The 15885-nt window shown below is 67.2% G+C and carries 16 protein-coding genes; 6 read left to right on the top strand and 10 right to left on the bottom strand.

Annotated elements, in window-relative coordinates; translation table 11 throughout:
* The first annotated feature begins 37 nt into the window (after nucleotides 1-37).
* From ACFWIX_RS03065 to asd, 6 genes are all read left to right on the top strand, one after another.
* Nucleotides 38-2287, top strand: coding sequence for an RNA degradosome polyphosphate kinase (locus tag ACFWIX_RS03065; RefSeq protein ID WP_377214636.1), 2250 nt, complete (start codon nucleotides 38-40; stop codon nucleotides 2285-2287).
* Between the two features lie 10 nt (nucleotides 2288-2297).
* Nucleotides 2298-3266 (top strand): NUDIX domain-containing protein, encoded by a 969-nt coding sequence (locus ACFWIX_RS03060; RefSeq protein WP_377214635.1) that lies wholly within the window; start codon nucleotides 2298-2300, stop codon nucleotides 3264-3266.
* Between the two features lie 43 nt (nucleotides 3267-3309).
* Complete coding sequence (locus ACFWIX_RS03055; RefSeq protein ID WP_377214634.1) at nucleotides 3310-4113, top strand: thymidylate synthase; 804 nt, start codon at nucleotides 3310-3312, stop codon at nucleotides 4111-4113.
* Complete coding sequence (locus tag ACFWIX_RS03050) at nucleotides 4110-4685, top strand: dihydrofolate reductase (protein WP_377214633.1); 576 nt, start codon at nucleotides 4110-4112, stop codon at nucleotides 4683-4685. Before ACFWIX_RS03055 ends, ACFWIX_RS03050 begins: the two co-directional genes overlap by 4 nt.
* Nucleotides 4686-4689: 4 nt before the next feature.
* Nucleotides 4690-4908, top strand: a complete 219-nt coding sequence (locus ACFWIX_RS03045) for an NF038396 family protein (RefSeq protein ID WP_377214632.1) — start codon at nucleotides 4690-4692, stop codon at nucleotides 4906-4908.
* Nucleotides 4909-5009: 101 nt separating this feature from the next.
* Nucleotides 5010-6152, top strand: coding sequence for an aspartate-semialdehyde dehydrogenase (asd, locus tag ACFWIX_RS03040; RefSeq protein ID WP_377214631.1), 1143 nt, complete (start codon nucleotides 5010-5012; stop codon nucleotides 6150-6152).
* 55 nt (nucleotides 6153-6207) lie between these two features.
* On the opposite strand, the gene ACFWIX_RS03035 is transcribed toward asd, so the two are convergent.
* From ACFWIX_RS03035 to ACFWIX_RS02990, 10 genes are all read right to left on the bottom strand, one after another.
* Nucleotides 6208-7173 (bottom strand): hypothetical protein, encoded by a 966-nt coding sequence (locus ACFWIX_RS03035; protein ID WP_377214630.1) that lies wholly within the window; start codon nucleotides 7171-7173, stop codon nucleotides 6208-6210.
* A gap of 147 nt (nucleotides 7174-7320) precedes the next feature.
* On the bottom strand, nucleotides 7321-8433 hold the full coding sequence (locus tag ACFWIX_RS03030) for a winged helix DNA-binding domain-containing protein (protein WP_377214629.1): 1113 nt from the start codon (nucleotides 8431-8433) through the stop codon (nucleotides 7321-7323).
* Between the two features lie 124 nt (nucleotides 8434-8557).
* Nucleotides 8558-9625: a UDP-N-acetylmuramate dehydrogenase gene (locus ACFWIX_RS03025; protein ID WP_377214628.1), complete on the bottom strand. Its 1068-nt coding sequence runs from the start codon at nucleotides 9623-9625 to the stop codon at nucleotides 8558-8560.
* A 22-nt stretch (nucleotides 9626-9647) separates the two neighbouring features.
* The gene (locus ACFWIX_RS03020; protein ID WP_377214627.1) at nucleotides 9648-10928 is read right to left on the bottom strand and encodes an MFS transporter; all 1281 of its coding nucleotides are present in this window, start codon (nucleotides 10926-10928) and stop codon (nucleotides 9648-9650) included.
* A gap of 10 nt (nucleotides 10929-10938) precedes the next feature.
* Nucleotides 10939-11376: a MaoC family dehydratase gene (locus ACFWIX_RS03015; protein ID WP_377214626.1), complete on the bottom strand. Its 438-nt coding sequence runs from the start codon at nucleotides 11374-11376 to the stop codon at nucleotides 10939-10941.
* 2 nt (nucleotides 11377-11378) lie between these two features.
* Nucleotides 11379-11840 carry a MaoC family dehydratase N-terminal domain-containing protein gene (locus tag ACFWIX_RS03010; protein WP_377214625.1) on the bottom strand — a complete coding sequence of 154 codons (462 nt, stop codon included), beginning with the start codon at nucleotides 11838-11840 and terminating at the stop codon, nucleotides 11379-11381.
* A gap of 49 nt (nucleotides 11841-11889) precedes the next feature.
* A complete protein-coding gene (locus ACFWIX_RS03005; protein WP_377214624.1) occupies nucleotides 11890-12114 on the bottom strand; it encodes a DUF3188 domain-containing protein in 225 nt (74 codons plus the stop codon).
* Between the two features lie 22 nt (nucleotides 12115-12136).
* Nucleotides 12137-13000, bottom strand: coding sequence for an HpcH/HpaI aldolase/citrate lyase family protein (locus tag ACFWIX_RS03000; RefSeq protein ID WP_377214623.1), 864 nt, complete (start codon nucleotides 12998-13000; stop codon nucleotides 12137-12139).
* 153 nt (nucleotides 13001-13153) lie between these two features.
* On the bottom strand, nucleotides 13154-14095 hold the full coding sequence (locus ACFWIX_RS02995) for an aldo/keto reductase family oxidoreductase (RefSeq protein WP_377214622.1): 942 nt from the start codon (nucleotides 14093-14095) through the stop codon (nucleotides 13154-13156).
* Nucleotides 14095-15822: a glycoside hydrolase family 13 protein gene (locus tag ACFWIX_RS02990; RefSeq protein WP_377214621.1), complete on the bottom strand. Its 1728-nt coding sequence runs from the start codon at nucleotides 15820-15822 to the stop codon at nucleotides 14095-14097. Before ACFWIX_RS02990 ends, ACFWIX_RS02995 begins: the two co-directional genes overlap by 1 nt.
* Nucleotides 15823-15885 lie beyond the last annotated feature (63 nt).

Here is a 15885-nt window from a genome sequence, read left to right as displayed (position 1 = left end):
GGACCAGCCGGTCCAGGCGCCAGGCAAAGGAGACGCCATGACCCCGGAACCGTCCGGAACCGCCACTCCCCAGGATGTTGCGGCACCTGTACGCGCCCGCTTCGGCTCCTCCGAGGTTCCGGCTTCACGGGCCACCCAGGACCGGATCGACATTCCCGAATTCGCACCGAACCTGCAGCCCGAGGGCGACATCCGCCCGGACCGCTTCCTGGACCGGGAGCTGAGCTGGCTCGCCTTCAATTCCAGGGTCCTGGAACTGGCGGAAGACCCCACCCTGCACCTGCTGGAACGCGTCGGCTTCCTCTCCATCTTCGCCTCCAACCTGGACGAATTCTTCATGGTCCGGGTGGCCGGACTGAAACGCCGCATCGCCACTGGACTGGCCGTCCCCTCCCCCGCCGGCCTGAGCCCGGTGGAGGTCCTGGAACGGATCAGCGAAGAGGCGCACCGGCTGCAGCAGCGCCACGCGCAGGTCTACGCTGACCAGATCCGCCCGGCACTGGCTTACGAACACATCCACCTCATGCACTGGGATGAGCTGGACGACGCCGCCAAGCAGCAGTTGAGCGTCATGTTCGCGGAAAAGGTCTTCCCGATCCTCACCCCGCTGGCAGTGGACCCCGCCCACCCCTTCCCCTACATTTCCGGACTGTCCCTGAACCTGGCGGTCGTGGTCCGGAACCCGGTGAGCGACAAGGAACTCTTTGCCCGCGTCAAGGTTCCGGACCAGTTGCCCCGCCTGATCTCCATCGACGGGCCGCGCGCCGGTGCCGTCCCGGGCCGGGTGGCCCGCTTCATCGCGCTGGAAGAGGTCATCGCCGTCCACCTGGACCGGCTGTTCCCCGGCATGGAAGTCCTTGAGCACCACACCTTCCGAGTCACCCGCAACGAGGATGTGGAAGTGGAAGAGGACGACGCCGAGAACCTCCTCCAGGCGCTGGAGAAGGAACTGCTGCGGCGCCGGTTCGGCCCGCCCGTCCGGCTCGAAGTCACCACCGACATCAACCCGAACATCCGGGCGCTCCTCATCCGCGAACTTGGCGTCGAAGAGGCCGAGGTGTACTCCGTCCCGGCCCCGTTGGACCTCCGCGGCCTGTCCGTGATTGCGGCCATTGACCGCGCGGACCTGCATTACCCCAAGCACGTCCCGCACACATCCCGGTACCTCAACGAGTCCGAGACCTCAAAGGCGGCCAATGTCTTCGCTGCGATGCGGCGACGCGACATCCTGCTGCACCACCCCTACGATTCCTTCTCCACCTCGGTCCAGGCGTTCCTGGAACAGGCCGCGGCGGACCCGAAGGTCCAGGCCATCAAGCAGACCCTGTACCGGACGTCCGGCGACTCCCCTATCGTGGATGCGCTCATCGACGCCGCGGAGGCCGGCAAGCAGGTCCTGGCACTCGTGGAAATCAAGGCACGGTTCGACGAGCAGGCAAACATTTCCTGGGCGCGCAAGCTGGAACAGGCAGGCGTCCACGTGGTGTACGGCATCGTGGGACTTAAGACGCACTGCAAGCTCTCGCTGGTGGTCCGCCAGGAGGTGGACGGGCTGCGCCGCTACTGCCACATCGGCACCGGCAACTACCACCCCCGCACCGCGCGCTATTACGAGGACCTGGGCCTGCTCACCGCCAACGACCAGGTGGGCGAGGACCTGTCCAAGCTGTTCAATCAGCTCTCCGGGTACGCGCCCAAGTCCACGTTCAAGCGCCTGCTGGTGGCACCGCGGTCCGTGCGGTCCGGCCTGATTGACCGGATCGAGACCGAGATCCGCAACGCCCGTGCCGGCCTTCCGGCCCGGGTGCAGATCAAGGTGAACTCCATGGTGGACGAGGCCATCATCGATTCGCTGTACCGGGCGTCGCAGGCCGGGGTCAAGGTGGACGTGGTGGTCCGTGGCATCTGTTCGCTCCGCCCCGGCGTGCCGGGCCTGAGCGACAACATCACGGTCCGCTCCATCCTGGGCAGGTTCCTGGAGCACTCGCGCGTGTTTGCGTTCGCAAACGGCGGGGACCCGGTGGTGTACATCGGCTCGGCGGACATGATGCACCGCAACCTTGACCGCCGGGTGGAAGCCCTGGTACAGCTGGGCAGCCCGGACGACATCGCGTACGTGCTGGGCCTGCTGCAGCGCTACATGGCACCGGAAACCGCCAGCTGGCACCTGGACAACGAAGGACACTGGACCCGACATCACCTTTCGGACGATGGCAAGCCGCTGGAGGACGTCCAGTCCTGGCTGCTGGCTTCCCGTCCCCGGCAGCGCAGCCTCAGCCGCCGGTAAGGGCCCAGTCTTGTCCAGCGATGCGCTCGTAGCCGACCAGACAGACCACCCGGGAGAACCCATCGCCGTCACGGCAGCGGGGGCTATCCCGTGGCGGGTTGCCAAGGACCGGCTGGAAGTCCTGTTGATCCACCGGCCGCGCTATGACGACTGGTCATGGCCCAAAGGCAAGATCGATGACGGAGAAACCATTCCCGAGTGCGCAGTGCGGGAGGTCCGTGAGGAGATCGGCCTCACCGGACAGCTGGGGATTCCGCTTCCTCCGATCCACTACCACGTCCAGTCGGGCTTGAAGGTGGTCCATTACTGGGCCCTCAAGGTCAATGGAAACCGCCTGGAGCCGGACGGCAAGGAGGTGGACAGCGTGATGTGGTGCACGCCGGAAAAGGCGGCTTCACTGCTCTCCAACCCCTCGGACCTGTTGCCGCTGGAGTATCTGTGGGAAATGTACCGGCGCCGGGAGCTGGACACGTGGCCGCTGCTGGTGCTCCGGCATGCCAAGGCCAAACCTCGTTCCTCCTGGACCAAGGCAGAGGGCGAGCGGCCGCTCGCCGCCACGGGCACCCGGCAGGCCCAGGCGGTCGGCAGGCTTCTGCAGACCTGGCAGCCCGCCCGGGTGGTGACCAGCCCGTGGACGCGCTGCGTGGCCACGGTTGCCCCCTACGCCAAGGTCAGCGGCGCAAAGGTGAAGCTCGTTGAGGCCCTCACGGAGCATCGGCACCACCGCAGCCCCAAGAAGACCGCCGGAGTAATCGAGAACCTCTTCGACAAGCAGCGGCCGGTAGTAGTCTGCACCCACCGCCCGGCACTGCCCACGGTCTTCGGCCAACTGGCCAAGCACATGGGCAAGCAGTTGCAGACACTGCTGCCGGCCAACGAGCCGTACCTCTCGCCCGGCGAGCTGGTGGTGTGCCACGTTGCCCACGGCGGCAAGGACCGGATCGTGGCGGTGGAACAGTTCAAGCCGTTTGACGACTAGTGTCGCCCACCAGACCCCGCGCTTTCGAAAGTAGACTTGAACCGTGAGCATCCCAACCCCTTACGAAGACCTCCTGCGCGATGTCCTGGCCAACGGCACCCATAAGTCGGACCGTACCGGCACCGGAACCACCAGCGTTTTCGGCCGGCAACTGCGCTTTGACCTCAGCAAGAGCTTCCCGCTGATCACCACCAAGCGGGTGCACTTCAAGTCGGTGGCCGTGGAGCTCCTGTGGTTCCTGCGCGGGGAAACCAACGTCAAGTGGATGCAGGACCAGGGCGTCACCATCTGGAACGAATGGGCGGACGCGGACGGCGACCTCGGCCCCGTGTACGGCGTACAGTGGCGCAGCTGGCCCACCCCTGACGGCGGACACATCGACCAGATCGCCGAGCTCATCGAGGGTCTCAGGTCCAACCCCGATTCCCGGCGCCACATCGTCTCCGCCTGGAATGTCTCCGAACTCAAGGACATGGCGCTGCCGCCGTGCCACGCGTTCTTCCAGTTCTACGTGGCGGATGGCAAGCTCTCCTGCCAGCTCTACCAGCGCTCGGCGGACATGTTCCTGGGCGTTCCGTTCAACATCGCCTCCTACGCCCTGCTCACGTGCATGGTGGCACAGCAGGTTGGCCTTGAACCGGGAGAATTCGTCTGGACCGGCGGCGATGTGCACATCTACGAAAACCACATGGACCAGGTGCTCAAGCAGCTGGACCGGGAACCGTACGAGTACCCGCAACTTAAAATAACCCGCAAACCCGCCTCGATTTTCGATTACACCCTGGAGGACTTCGACGTGGTCGGTTACCGGCACCACCCCACCATCAAAGCCCCGATTGCCGTATGAGCACCGGGAACCCGCAGGCATTCACGGAGGAGCTCGCCACCTCCATCACCGGCGTCGGGCTCGTCTGGGCGCAGACGCCGGACGGCGTCATCGGCAAGGACGGGGACATGCCCTGGCACCTGCCCGAGGACCTGAAGCACTTCACCCGCCTCACCATGGGCCACCCTGTGGTGATGGGCCGCAAAACCTGGCTGTCCTTTCCGGACAAGTACCGTCCGCTGCCTGGCCGCACCAACATTGTGATCACCCGGCAGGAAGGGTGGGCCGAAACGCCCGAGGCGGAGGGCGCCGTCGTGGTTTCCTCCCTGGATGACGCGCTGCTGGAATCGCAGTTCGTGGACGGCGGCGAAACCGTCTGGATCGTGGGCGGCGGCGAGATTTTCCGGCAGTCCGCCGAACTCGCCAACACAGCGGTGGTCACCACCATCGACGTAACGGCCGACGGCGACACTTACGCCCCGGAACTTGGCCCCGGTTGGGAGGCAACAGCCTCCGTCCCTCCGGACGGCTGGCTGACCGGCGCCAACGGCACGCGCTACCGCTTCACCAAATGGTCACGGACCCAAGGCTAGGAACATGCTGAAGAAACCCGAAACGCTTTTCATCCTGGGCTATATGCTCCTGCCACTGCTGGCGCTGCTGTCCGCGATTGTGGGGCTGACCATGATCCTGGGCGGGAACAAGATTGCCGGTGCCATCGTGCTGGTGGTGGTGACACAGGTCTTCGCCTTCGGAGCCTACTTCGCGCTCCGTGCCCGGAAGACCGCTGTACTGGAGGACCCGGACCGGCAGTAGCCATACCGGGCAGCCGGGGTCCGCTTCGCCAGCCCGCTTCGCTTGTTCCGGCGTGACGTAACCGACTGCGCCGCCCCGGCTGCGAAGTCTAAACTGGTCCAATGACTACAGCAGCTACCCCTTCCGTCGGCCTGGTCGGATGGCGAGGCATGGTCGGTTCCGTCCTCATGCAGCGCATGCAGGACGAGGGCGACTTCGCCAACATCAACCCGGTGTTCTTCTCCACTTCCAACGCGGGAGGTGCCGCGCCCTCGCTTGCTGGTACAGCAGCAGGCAGCGCCGGCAAGCTCGAGGACGCGTTCGACGTCGACACCCTGGCTAAGCTGCCCATTATCGTCACCGCCCAGGGCGGTGACTACACCAAGCGTGTCCACTCGGAGCTGCGCGGCCGTGGCTGGGACGGCCTCTGGATCGACGCCGCCTCCACCCTGCGCATGAACGAAGATTCGATCATCGTGCTGGACCCCATCAACCGCGATGTCATCGACAAGGGCCTGGTCAACGGCACCCGCGACTTCATCGGCGGCAACTGCACTGTTTCCTGCATGCTCATGGGCCTGGGCGGCCTGTTCAAGAACGGGCTGGTGGAATGGGGCACCTCCATGACGTACCAGGCCGCTTCCGGCGGCGGGGCACGGCACATGCGTGAGCTTCTCAGCCAGTTCGGCACGCTCAACGCCGAGGTCAGTACGGAACTGGACGACCCGGCGTCGGCCATCCTGGAGATCGACCGCAAGGTGCTCGCCCACCAGCGCACGGACATCGACGCCACCCAGTTCGGCGTGCCGCTGGCCGGTTCGCTGATCCCCTGGATCGACGCGGACCTGGGCAACGGCCAGTCCAAGGAAGAGTGGAAGGCCGGGGTTGAGACCAACAAGATCCTGGGCACCTCCGAGGAAAACCGCGTGATCATGGACGGCCTCTGCGTCCGCATCGGTGCCATGCGCTCCCACTCCCAGGCCCTGACGCTGAAGCTCCGCGAGGACCTGTCGGTCGCCGAGATCGAGAAGCTGCTGGACGAGGACAACCAGTGGGCCAAGGTGGTTCCGAACACGAAGGAAGCGTCCATGGCCGACCTGACCCCGGTCGCCGCCTCCGGCACCCTGGACATCCCGGTGGGGCGCATCCGCAAGATGGAAATGGGGCCGCAGTACATCAGCGCCTTCACCGTGGGCGACCAGCTCCTCTGGGGCGCCGCCGAGCCGCTGCGCCGCATGCTCAACATCGCCACGGGCAACCTGTAGGCCTCGGTTGCCTTAAGCGGCCCTGACCCGCATAACCGGCGCTTCCAAGCGCCGCTCATGCGGGCCAAGGCCGCTTTTGCGTGGCCAGGAACGCGAAGAGCCGCCTCCGCAGCTCGCCGGGCCGGTCCAGCTGCGGCCACTTGATCCGGAACACTGACCAGCCGAGCTCCTGCAGCGCTGTTTCCCGCCACCGTTCGCTGAGGAGGGCCTCCTCTGCGGGCTTGTAGTCGGAGTACTTGGCGCGGCCGTCAAATTCGATGATGACCCTGGCCTGAAGGTCCGCGAAATCGGCCCGGAAGAGTCCCTGGCCCGTGGGAATCTCCACCTGAGGAATAAAGCTGTCCAGGCCAAAGGAGCGCAGCAGCAGCCGGGTCCGGGTCTCCCCCGCCGACTCCGAGCGCCCGTCGATCACCTCCAGCAGGTCCGCCGCCCTTCTGCTGCCGCGCTTGGTGGGACTCTCATCCAGGAGTTGCCGCATGCGCTCCAGGCTGGCACCTTTGCGGAGGGCGTGGTCCCCGATCACCGCGGCCCGGTCCAGCGGCAGGATCCGGGCGCAGTCCAGCACGGTTCGTTCGAGGCTGGTGGTCAGGACCTCCCGGCCGTCCGTCGTCCGCACGCTGGCCAGTTCATGGTCCGCCAACGGCAGCCGGTGCGTCCTGACATCCTTGCCTGCGCTGGCCCGGGAGTTCGAGTAGCCGGTGGTGACATGGATCAACGGGCCCACCTCCCACACATTGCAGCGGTGCAGCCGGGCCGCGCTGATGTGGCTGTACCGGGAATCGCCGCCCGTCGATTCGAAGTGCGCGAGGACCCGCAGCAGGTCCTGGTCCCACGGTTTCAGGCTGTCCCAGTAGCCCCGCCGAACGTAGGCACCCCTGCGAAGCCGCAGCAGCGCGCCGTCGTCCGTTGCTTTCTTGACCAGCCGGCTCTCCAGGCCGGCCGCTGCCAGGTGCCGGGTTGACGCAACATCCACCTGCGGCCACCGGCCGTCCACTACGGCCTGGATCTTTTGGGAATTCATGGTTCAACACTCGCCGGGCGGCTATTGGACGGGTAGCCCCGGGCGCGGCTATGTGGATAGCCTGGCGCATGAGCGGTCCGTGGCCGCATGGGCGCGGTTGGCCAACGCCGGTCAAGCCGGCACGGACCGGTCATACGGGAGTGTGCGTCAAGTGGCCAGGAATTCCAGGTACCGGCGGGCAGCGCGTTCGAAGGCAGCCTGCGCGGCCGGACCGGGCTGACGGTCGCCAAAGAGATCATGTACGACGGCGGCCCGGCGGCCCTTTCCCTCCACGGCCCAGGTGCCGATCACCTCGCCAGCAGCCACAACTGTCTTCTTAAACACCCCGTTGCCGCCGGGAACGATGTGGTCGGCGTACTCCGGCGGCAGCACCAGGCTCCGGTCCTTGTAGCCCAGCAGGAACTCATCGAAGCCGGGCAGCAGCAGGACTGACCGGCCAGCGGGGACTGTCGCGTCCTGCAGTGCCGCCGTCCCGGGCGACATCCAGTAGGCGGAACCATCGAACTCCAGCTCCGCCAGTTGCCCGCGGACTTCCGCCAGAGCGGCCCGGACCTCGGTGAGCGGAAGCTGCGTCCACCAGGCGAAGTCATGGACGGTGGCGGGCCCGTGGCTGCGGACGTACCGGAGCAGCCATTCGGCAACCGCCTCCGCACGCTCCAGCCGGCGCGATGCGGGGATCCAGTCGTCAAAGGCCACCAACAGCTGCTGGTTGCCGGCCAGCGGTCCCAGTACCAGCCTGCCATGGCGGCAGAGTGTGCCGAGGATATGGATGCCGCGCTGGCCCTGCGTGGCCTGGCCGGCGGCATCGAACAGGGCAAACAGCTCACTTCGGCTGACCGGTCCCGCGGACGATATATGGTCCAGGGCGAGGTCCCGGCATTTCTCCACGTCCGCCCAGGTGATCCCGAGTTCCCGGTGGCGGGCGGCCATGCCCTTGGTCAGACGGTCCGCGGTGAGCTCCAGCATCCAGCGAAGGTCTTCGGGCGCCACCAGGTGCAGAGTCCCGCGCATCGGCCAGGACCGGACGATGGCCCCGGAGTCCAAGGCCGCCCGGACCATGCTGAGTCCCCCTCCCTGGAGCCGGACCCCGACAGCCCACAGCGCGGCCTGGAAATCCTGCGCCTGCATGGCCGTCATCCATCGGACTATGTCAGCCGCCTCCGGACGCTCATCGGTGAGCGACGGCAGCAGCAACTGCGAGGCCAGCCTGAGCCGTCCCATGATCCTGCCGTTGAGGCGCTTGCCCGCCAGCGCAGCCATGCCCCCAATCCTACGGTCGCCGACCGACATGCGGGCATGGACGGCCCGGGGCAGCATGAACGCGGTTGGCCTGCACCGGTCATGCGGGGGCGGGCCGGTTATGGGGCCGGGGGCGGGCCGGGGGTTAGAGTTCCAGGCCGATCAGCAGCGGTTCGGGGTGCAGCACTATGCCAAAACGGCGTTCGACGCCGGCACGCACCTCGCGCGCGACGGCCACCATGTCCGCGGCGCTGGCTGCCCCGCGGTTGGTGATGGCGAGGGTGTGCTTGGTGGAGAGGGACGCGCGCCCCCTGGAAACGCTGTCCGGTTCCAGCCCGTAGCCCTTCCCGAAGCCGGCCTGGTCGATGAGCCACGCAGCCGAGAGCTTCACGAGTCCGTCCTCCCCCGCAGGGTATCGCGGCGCTCCCTCGGGAAGGCCCGCTGCCAGATCCCCGGACACCACCGGGTTGGTGAAGAACGACCCCGTCGAATAGGTGTCCCTGTCCCCGGCATCCAGCACCATGCCCTTGGACGCACGGAGCCGCAGCACCTCTCGGCGGACGTCGTTGGCGTAGGCCCGCTTGCCTGTTTCGACCCCCAGGGACCGGGCCAGCTCGGCGTAGCGGATGGGCGCGCTCATCCGGCCCAGGGGCAGCTGGAACTCCACGGTCAGCACCACGTAGCGCGGCGAGCCGTTGACTGTGGTCTGCTTCAGGATGGAATCGCGGTAGCCGAACTTGAGTTCGGAGCTGGTGAACGTCTGCACGGCGTTGCGCTCCCGGTCCCAGGTGCGGACGGACGCGATGGTCTGGGAGACATCCGCCCCGTAGGCACCGACGTTCTGGACGGGCGTGGCACCGGTGGAGCCGGGGATTCCTGAGAGCGCCTCGATCCCGGACCAGGCGTGCCGGACGGCGTGCTCCACGAGGGCGTCCCAGTTGTGGCCGGCCTGGACCACCACCGACACCCCACCGCATGAATCCTCCGCGTTGACGGTGAATCCCTCGGAGGCGATCCGGATAACGGTACCCGGGAACCCGTCGTCGGATATCAGGAGGTTAGAGCCGCCGCTGATAATGAGGACCTGCTCCCCTGCCGCGTCCGCGGAACGGACAGCATCGATGATGTCCGCCTCGGTCCGGGCCTCAATGTAGGTGGCGGCGGGGCCTCCGACGGCGGACGTGGTCAGCTGGGAGAGCATCGTGGGAGTCACCCTGCCACAATACTAGGGAATCCTAGGTAACCTTCCGGGCCACCGGGGAGAGCAGGAAGCTGACCACCAGCATCACCATGACGGCCAGCAGCGAGTGCAGGATGCCCACGCGCTCTGCCAGCAGGCCGAGCAGCGGCGGCCCGCACAGGAACGCCCCGTAGCCGATAGTGGACACCACGGAGACCCGGGCGGCAGCCTTGGCGGGGTCGTCGGCGGCCGCGGACATCCCCACCGGGAAACCGAGGGACGCACCGAGCCCCCACACAGCGAGACCTGCGTACGCCACCCATGGTGCCGGGGCGAACACGAACAGGGCCAGGCCCAGGACCGCCATCGCCGCGCACCCCCGCATGACGGGAACCCGGCCGTAGCGGTCCAGCACCACAGTCCCGGCAAAGCGGCCGATGGTCATGAAGGCCACGAACAGGCCATATCCCGCGGCGCCCGCGGCGTCACTCTGCCCGTACCCGTCAGCCAGGGCCAGCGCCACCCAGTCCCCCGCGGCCCCCTCCGCAAGGGCCAGGCCCAGCACCAGGACCCCGAGCAGCACCGTGCGGCGGTCACGCCAGGCCTGGGCAATCTTGCGCTTGTTGTCCAGCGGCGCCTCGCCGGCCGCCGACCCGCCGGGCGGAATCACCGGGATGGGCCCGGTGGAAGGATCGCCGAACGTGTCCGGCGCATAGCTGCGTTCGCCCCCGTGCGGAGTGAGGTCCGCGCGGAACCAGGCTGCCGCCGTCGTCACTGAAATGGCAACGACCGCACCGGCTGCGGCAAGATGCCAGAACACCGGGATGGAAACTGCGGCGGCCCAGGCGCCCAGCCCGGCGCCCGCCACGGTTCCGATGCTGAACGAACCGTGCAGCCGGGGCATGATGTGGCGGCCCACGGCGCGTTCGACGGCGGCGCCCTCCACGTTGGAGGCCGTGTTCCAGCTGGCCGTGCCCAAGCCAATGATTGCGAGGCCCACGCCCGTGACCAGCGGGCTGATCAGCACCGATGTGCCGAAACCGGCGACGGCGAGGCCGACGCCCACCATGATGCTTCCGGTCCTGATGGTCCGCCGCGAGCCGAGCCGCAGCACGATCAGCCCGGAAGCGGACACGGACAGGAAGGAGCCCAGGGTCATGCAGAGGAGCAGCAGCCCCACGTTCCCCGGCGTCAGCCCCAGTCCGTCCCGGATGGCAGGCAGTCGCGCCACCCAGGAGGCAAACGCGATGCCGCTGGCCGCATAGGCCACCACCACGGCGTTGCGCCACTGGGTGACCTCGACGGCGGAAGGCCTGGCGCCGGTCCGGGCGGTCATGGGACGAGGCTCAGGAGACCCTGACGAGGGCCTGGGCCTTCATCAGGACTTTCTGTCCGCCCGAAACCACGGTGAGGTCAACGCGCGCGGTGCCCGCATCGGCGTCGAGCTTTCCAATGGTGCCGCTGACCTCGATGGTGGCGCCGGGATCAGGCGTTCCGGTGGTGTCGGTGACCAGCACCGGTTTGGTGAAGCGCGTCTGGAAATCGACGACGGCGGCGGGGTCGCCGGCCCAGTCGGTCACCAGCTGGACGGCCGCTCCCATGGTGAACATCCCATGCGCGATGACCCCGGGCAGCTCCACGCTGGTGGCGAAGGCTTCGTTCCAGTGGATGGGGTTGAAGTCCCCGGAGGCGCCGGCGTACTTGACCAGGTCTGTGCGGGTGACCTCGACGGTACGGCTGCCGATCTCCTGGCCGGCGCTGAGTTCAGTAAAGGTGGGGCTCATGGCTACTGTCCCTCTCCGCGGACCAGGATGGATGACGTGGTGGTGGTGACGTGCTGGCGGGAGTCACCCTCGCCCAGCGCGTATATCTCCGAGCGGGTGGTGAGCATGGCTCCACCGCCCATGGCCCGGACCCCATCCACGTGCAGCTCGGCCACCAGGCGGTCGCCGGCCAGGATGGGCTGGTGGTGCGTGAAGCGCTGGTCCGCATGGACCACCCGGGAGAAGTCGATGCCGGCTTCCGGGTCCTCGATCAGCTGGGCGTCGGCACGTTGGGCAATGATGATGGCGAACGTGGGCGGCGCTACGAGGTCGCTGTGGCCCAGGGCCCTGGCTGCGTCGACATCGAAGTGCGCAGGGTGGGTGGCTTTGACGGCGCGGGCGAACTCGCGGATCTTCTCGCGGCCGACGTCGTACACCTCTGCGGCGGGGTAGCTGCGCCCCTGCAGGTCCGGATTGATAGTCATGGCCTCAAGCCTATCGCCCGCCATTGGCAGGGAGGAAAGGCAGCGGCAGCTAGCGTCGGAGGTTCTTTCGTATGGCCTGGCCGCGTACCACGAGGCCCACGATGTGCAGCACCAGGCCGAGCCCGATCAGCGGCAGCGACGCCATGGCCAGCGCCTGGTTTCCGTTGGTGTTGCCCACCAGGTTGAGGATAATTCCGACGGCGATGAGCCCCATTGCGCTGAAAACCAGGACTTTGTAGCGGGTAGGCGCAGTGGCCCAGAATTCGTTCAGCACCGTGCCAGTCTAGCGGCCGGCACTACAGCGCCGGCTTCACCCCGAAGGCCACTGCGAGCTTCATGATCTTCTCGGCCCGGCCCAGGCGCGGCAGGTCGGACCCGTCGCGGATAACCCGGCCGTTTGCTTCGAAGTCGTTCATGAAGTCCGTAGCCCAGGCGACGTCGGACGGCGTGGGGCTGATGACTTCGTTGATCACCGGAGTCTGGTCGATGGCGAGGCAGAGCTTGCCGGTCATGCCCATCATCACGGTGATACCGGTCTGCTCGCGCAGGATGGGGTGGTTGGTGCCAACGGTGGGGCCGTCGATGGGACCCGGCAGGTTCCCCACGCGGCTGGCGACCACGAGCTTGGCCCGGGGGTAGGCCATGGCCTCGGGCGTGGCGGCCATGCCGGTGTCACGGCGGAAGTCGCCGGAGCCGAAGGCCAGGCGGAACGCACCCTGGGCTTTGGCGATGTGGTTGGCTTCCTCGATGCCGAGGGCGGACTCGACCAGTGGGATCACGGGAGTCTTGCCGTCCATACGGTGGAAGCTTTCGGTGACCTGGTCCGCGGATTCAGTCTTGGCGAGCATGACGCCCAACAGGCCCGGCGTGCCGCGCAGGCCCGCCAGATCATCCGCCCAGAACGGGCTGGTGGCATCGTTGATGCGCACCCAGGCCTTGCCGCCTGCCGTCAGCCAGTCAACCACGTGGCCACGGGCCTGGTCCTTCTGGGAGGGGTCTACGGCATCTTCAATATCCAGGATGATCGAGTCCGCGCGTGAACCTGCCGACTGGTCGAACAGTTCCGTCTTCATGGCGTTCACGAGGAGCCAGGAGCGGGCGATTTCTGCGGGGATATTGCGTTCCGGCCTTACGGTCTCGGCGGCGATGGTAGACGTCATGTTCCTACCGTATCTGGCCGGGGACCGGCAGTGCCAAGAAAACGGCCGCCGGGCGGGGACCAATAAGAACTAAAGGGACTTATTCCGCATGTGGGTAGCAGTAAGTGCCGTTATGGCATGCCAAAACGGCACTTACTGCTACCTGGTTGGGGGTTAGGGGATGTTGCTTCCCCGTGCCGCGACCCACAGCTGGTACCACTCGGTCCGGGTCATGGCCTGCGCCACCCGGCCGGCGTCCCGGCAGGCCAGGATCCGGCCGGGGTTGATCGTCCCGATCACGGGCGCGATGCCCGCCGGGTGCTTCATGAGCCAGCCCAGCAGCACGGCCTCGCCGGAGGTGCCATAGTCGGCAGCCAGCCTGGCCACCAGTTCAGCGGTGGCGGTTTCGGCCGACGACGGGCTCTCCGGTTCGGCGCCTGTGTACAGTCCGCGGGCCAGCGACCCGTAGGCCTGCAGCGTGATGCCGTTGCGGATGCAGTACTCCACGGTGCCGTGGGGGAAACTGTAGTCCAGGTGCTCGGCGTGGTTGACCAGCACGTGGCTCTCCAGCCAGGCCCGCTTGAGCAGGCTCATTTCCAGCTGGTTGGCCACCACGGGCGTCTCCAGCTGGTCCTGCAGCACTTCGATTTGCGCCGCGGACATGTTGGACACACCCAGTTGCCGGACCTTGCCTTCCGCCATGAGGTGTCCGACGGCGCCGGCCACCTCCGCGGGGTCCGCCAGGGGATCGGGGCGGTGCAGCAGGAGGACATCCACGTAGTCCGTCCGGAGCCGCTTGAGGCTGGCGTTGACCCGCTCCAGGATGGCGTCCCGGCTGAGGTCGTAGTACCCGGGCATCCCCGGTTCGCTGAGCCGGATGCCGCATTTGGTCTGCAGCCGGATCCGGCCCCGCAGCTCCGGCCGGGCCGCCAGGACTTCACCGAACACCGCCTCCGACTTGCCGTTGCGGTAGATATCCGCATGGTCGAAGAGGGTGATTCCGGCATCCAGTGCAGCGTCGATGGCGGCCGCGGCCTCCTCCACATGGTCGCTGCCGTGCGGTTCGTCGGACCAGGTGCCGCCCAGCCCCATGCAGCCGTAAATGAGCTCCTGCATCAGGCCTGGTCCCCGGCGCGCAGCCAGGCGGTGGTGTTGGCGGGCAGGGTGCTGCCTTCCAGCGGCGCGCTGCTGACCAGGACGGTGCCGGCGGGAAGCTCGACGGCGGTGTCCCCGAAGTTGGTCACGGACTGCCAGCCGTTGGGGCGGCTGAAGTGGAGGACCTCCGGGTTGCCGGTCTCGTGCCAGGTGAGCTCTTCCCCGGTCTGCAGTTCGCGTCGGAGTTTCAGGGCGGCGCGGTAGAGCTCCAGCGTGGAACCCTCTGCGCCGTCCTGTGCCTCTACTGCGTACTTGCTGAACCACTCCGGCTGCGGCAGGTGCGCGCCGCCGTCGCCAAACCCGAAGGAGGGCCCGTCAACCTTCCAGGGCAGCGGCACGCGGCAGCCGTCGCGGCCCACTTCGACGCCGCGGTTGCGGAAGAAGGAGGGATCCTGGCGCTCGGACTCGGGGATGTCGGCGACTTCCTGGAGCCCGAGCTCTTCACCCTGGTACAGGTAGGCCGATCCGGGGACGGCCAGCATCAGCAGGGTGGCGGCGCGGGCGCGGCGTTCCCCCAGGTCCGTATCCAGCTGGTCGGCCGGGCCGCCGGCGAGCAGCCAGTCCTTGCCGTCCTGGCCCTTGGCGCCGGCCTTGGCCTTGGAGACCTGGGGCAGGCCGTAGCGGGTGGCGTGGCGGACCACGTCGTGGTTGGAGAACACCCACGTGGAGGACGCGCCGGTCGCGGCGGCCTCGGCAAGGTTGCGGGTGATGATCTCCTTGTACTCGGCGGCGTTGAAGTCGGCCTGCAGCAGGTCGAAGTTGAAGGCCTGGCCCAGGCCATCGGGGCTGGCGTACCGGGCGCGGCGGGAAGCGTGCACCCAGGCCTCGGCCACGGCGGTCCGCGGCGGGTTGTACTCGTTGAAGACCTCGCGCCACTCGGTGTAGATCTCGTGGACCTCGTCGCGGTCCCAGAACGGGTGCGAGCCGTCGTCGAATCCGTCCACGCCGGTGTTGGCGGCGCTCAGTTCCAGCTTGGACAGAAGGGGCTCTGTGAGGTCCTTGGTCAGCGCATGCGCCACGTCAACGCGGAAGCCGTCCACGCCGCGGTCCGACCAGAAGCGCAGGGTCTTGAGGAAGTCCTCGCGGATTTCGCGGTTGGCCCAGTTCAGGTCCGGCTGTTCCTTGGCGAAAATGTGCATGTACCACTGGCCCGGCGTGCCGTCCGGTTCCGTGATCCGCTCCCAAGCGGGGCCGCCGAACACTGAGTCCCAGTCCGAGGGCGGGAATTCACCGTTGGGGCCCTTGCCGTCCCGGAAGATGTAGCGGTCGCGGGCCGGGGATCCCTTGGGGGACGCCAGCGCCTCCTTGAACCATTCGTGGCGGTCCGATGAGTGGTTGGGCACGATGTCCGCGATGAGTTTGATGCCGGCGGCGTGCAGTGCCTTGGCCATTTCGTCGAAGTCGGCAAGGGTGCCGAGCTTCGGGTCGACATCGCGGTAGTCATCCACGTCGTAGCCGCCGTCGGCGAGCGCTGAGGGGTAGAACGGGCTTAGCCACACGGCGTCGATCCCCAGGGACTTCAGGTAGGGGACCTTTGCGGTGATGCCCTTGAGGTCGCCGATGCCGTCCCCGTTGGAGTCCGAGAAGCTCCGCGGGTAGATCTGGTAGACGGAGGCCTGGCGCCACCAGTTGGGGTCGGCCAGGCGGTCGGAATCGGACAGGGTTGCCAGAGTGGCAGTGGTGGACAAGGCTGATCCTTTTCGTGGCTGTGGTTATATTTATATTGATTCTAAATTTATTACTCTCCACAT

The sequence above is a fragment of the Pseudarthrobacter sp. NPDC058362 genome (genome assembly GCF_042723515.1).
Taxonomy (GTDB): domain Bacteria; phylum Actinomycetota; class Actinomycetes; order Actinomycetales; family Micrococcaceae; genus Arthrobacter.
The sequence above is the reverse complement of the archived record's forward strand: the minus strand, read 5'-3'. Positions and strand labels throughout refer to the sequence as shown.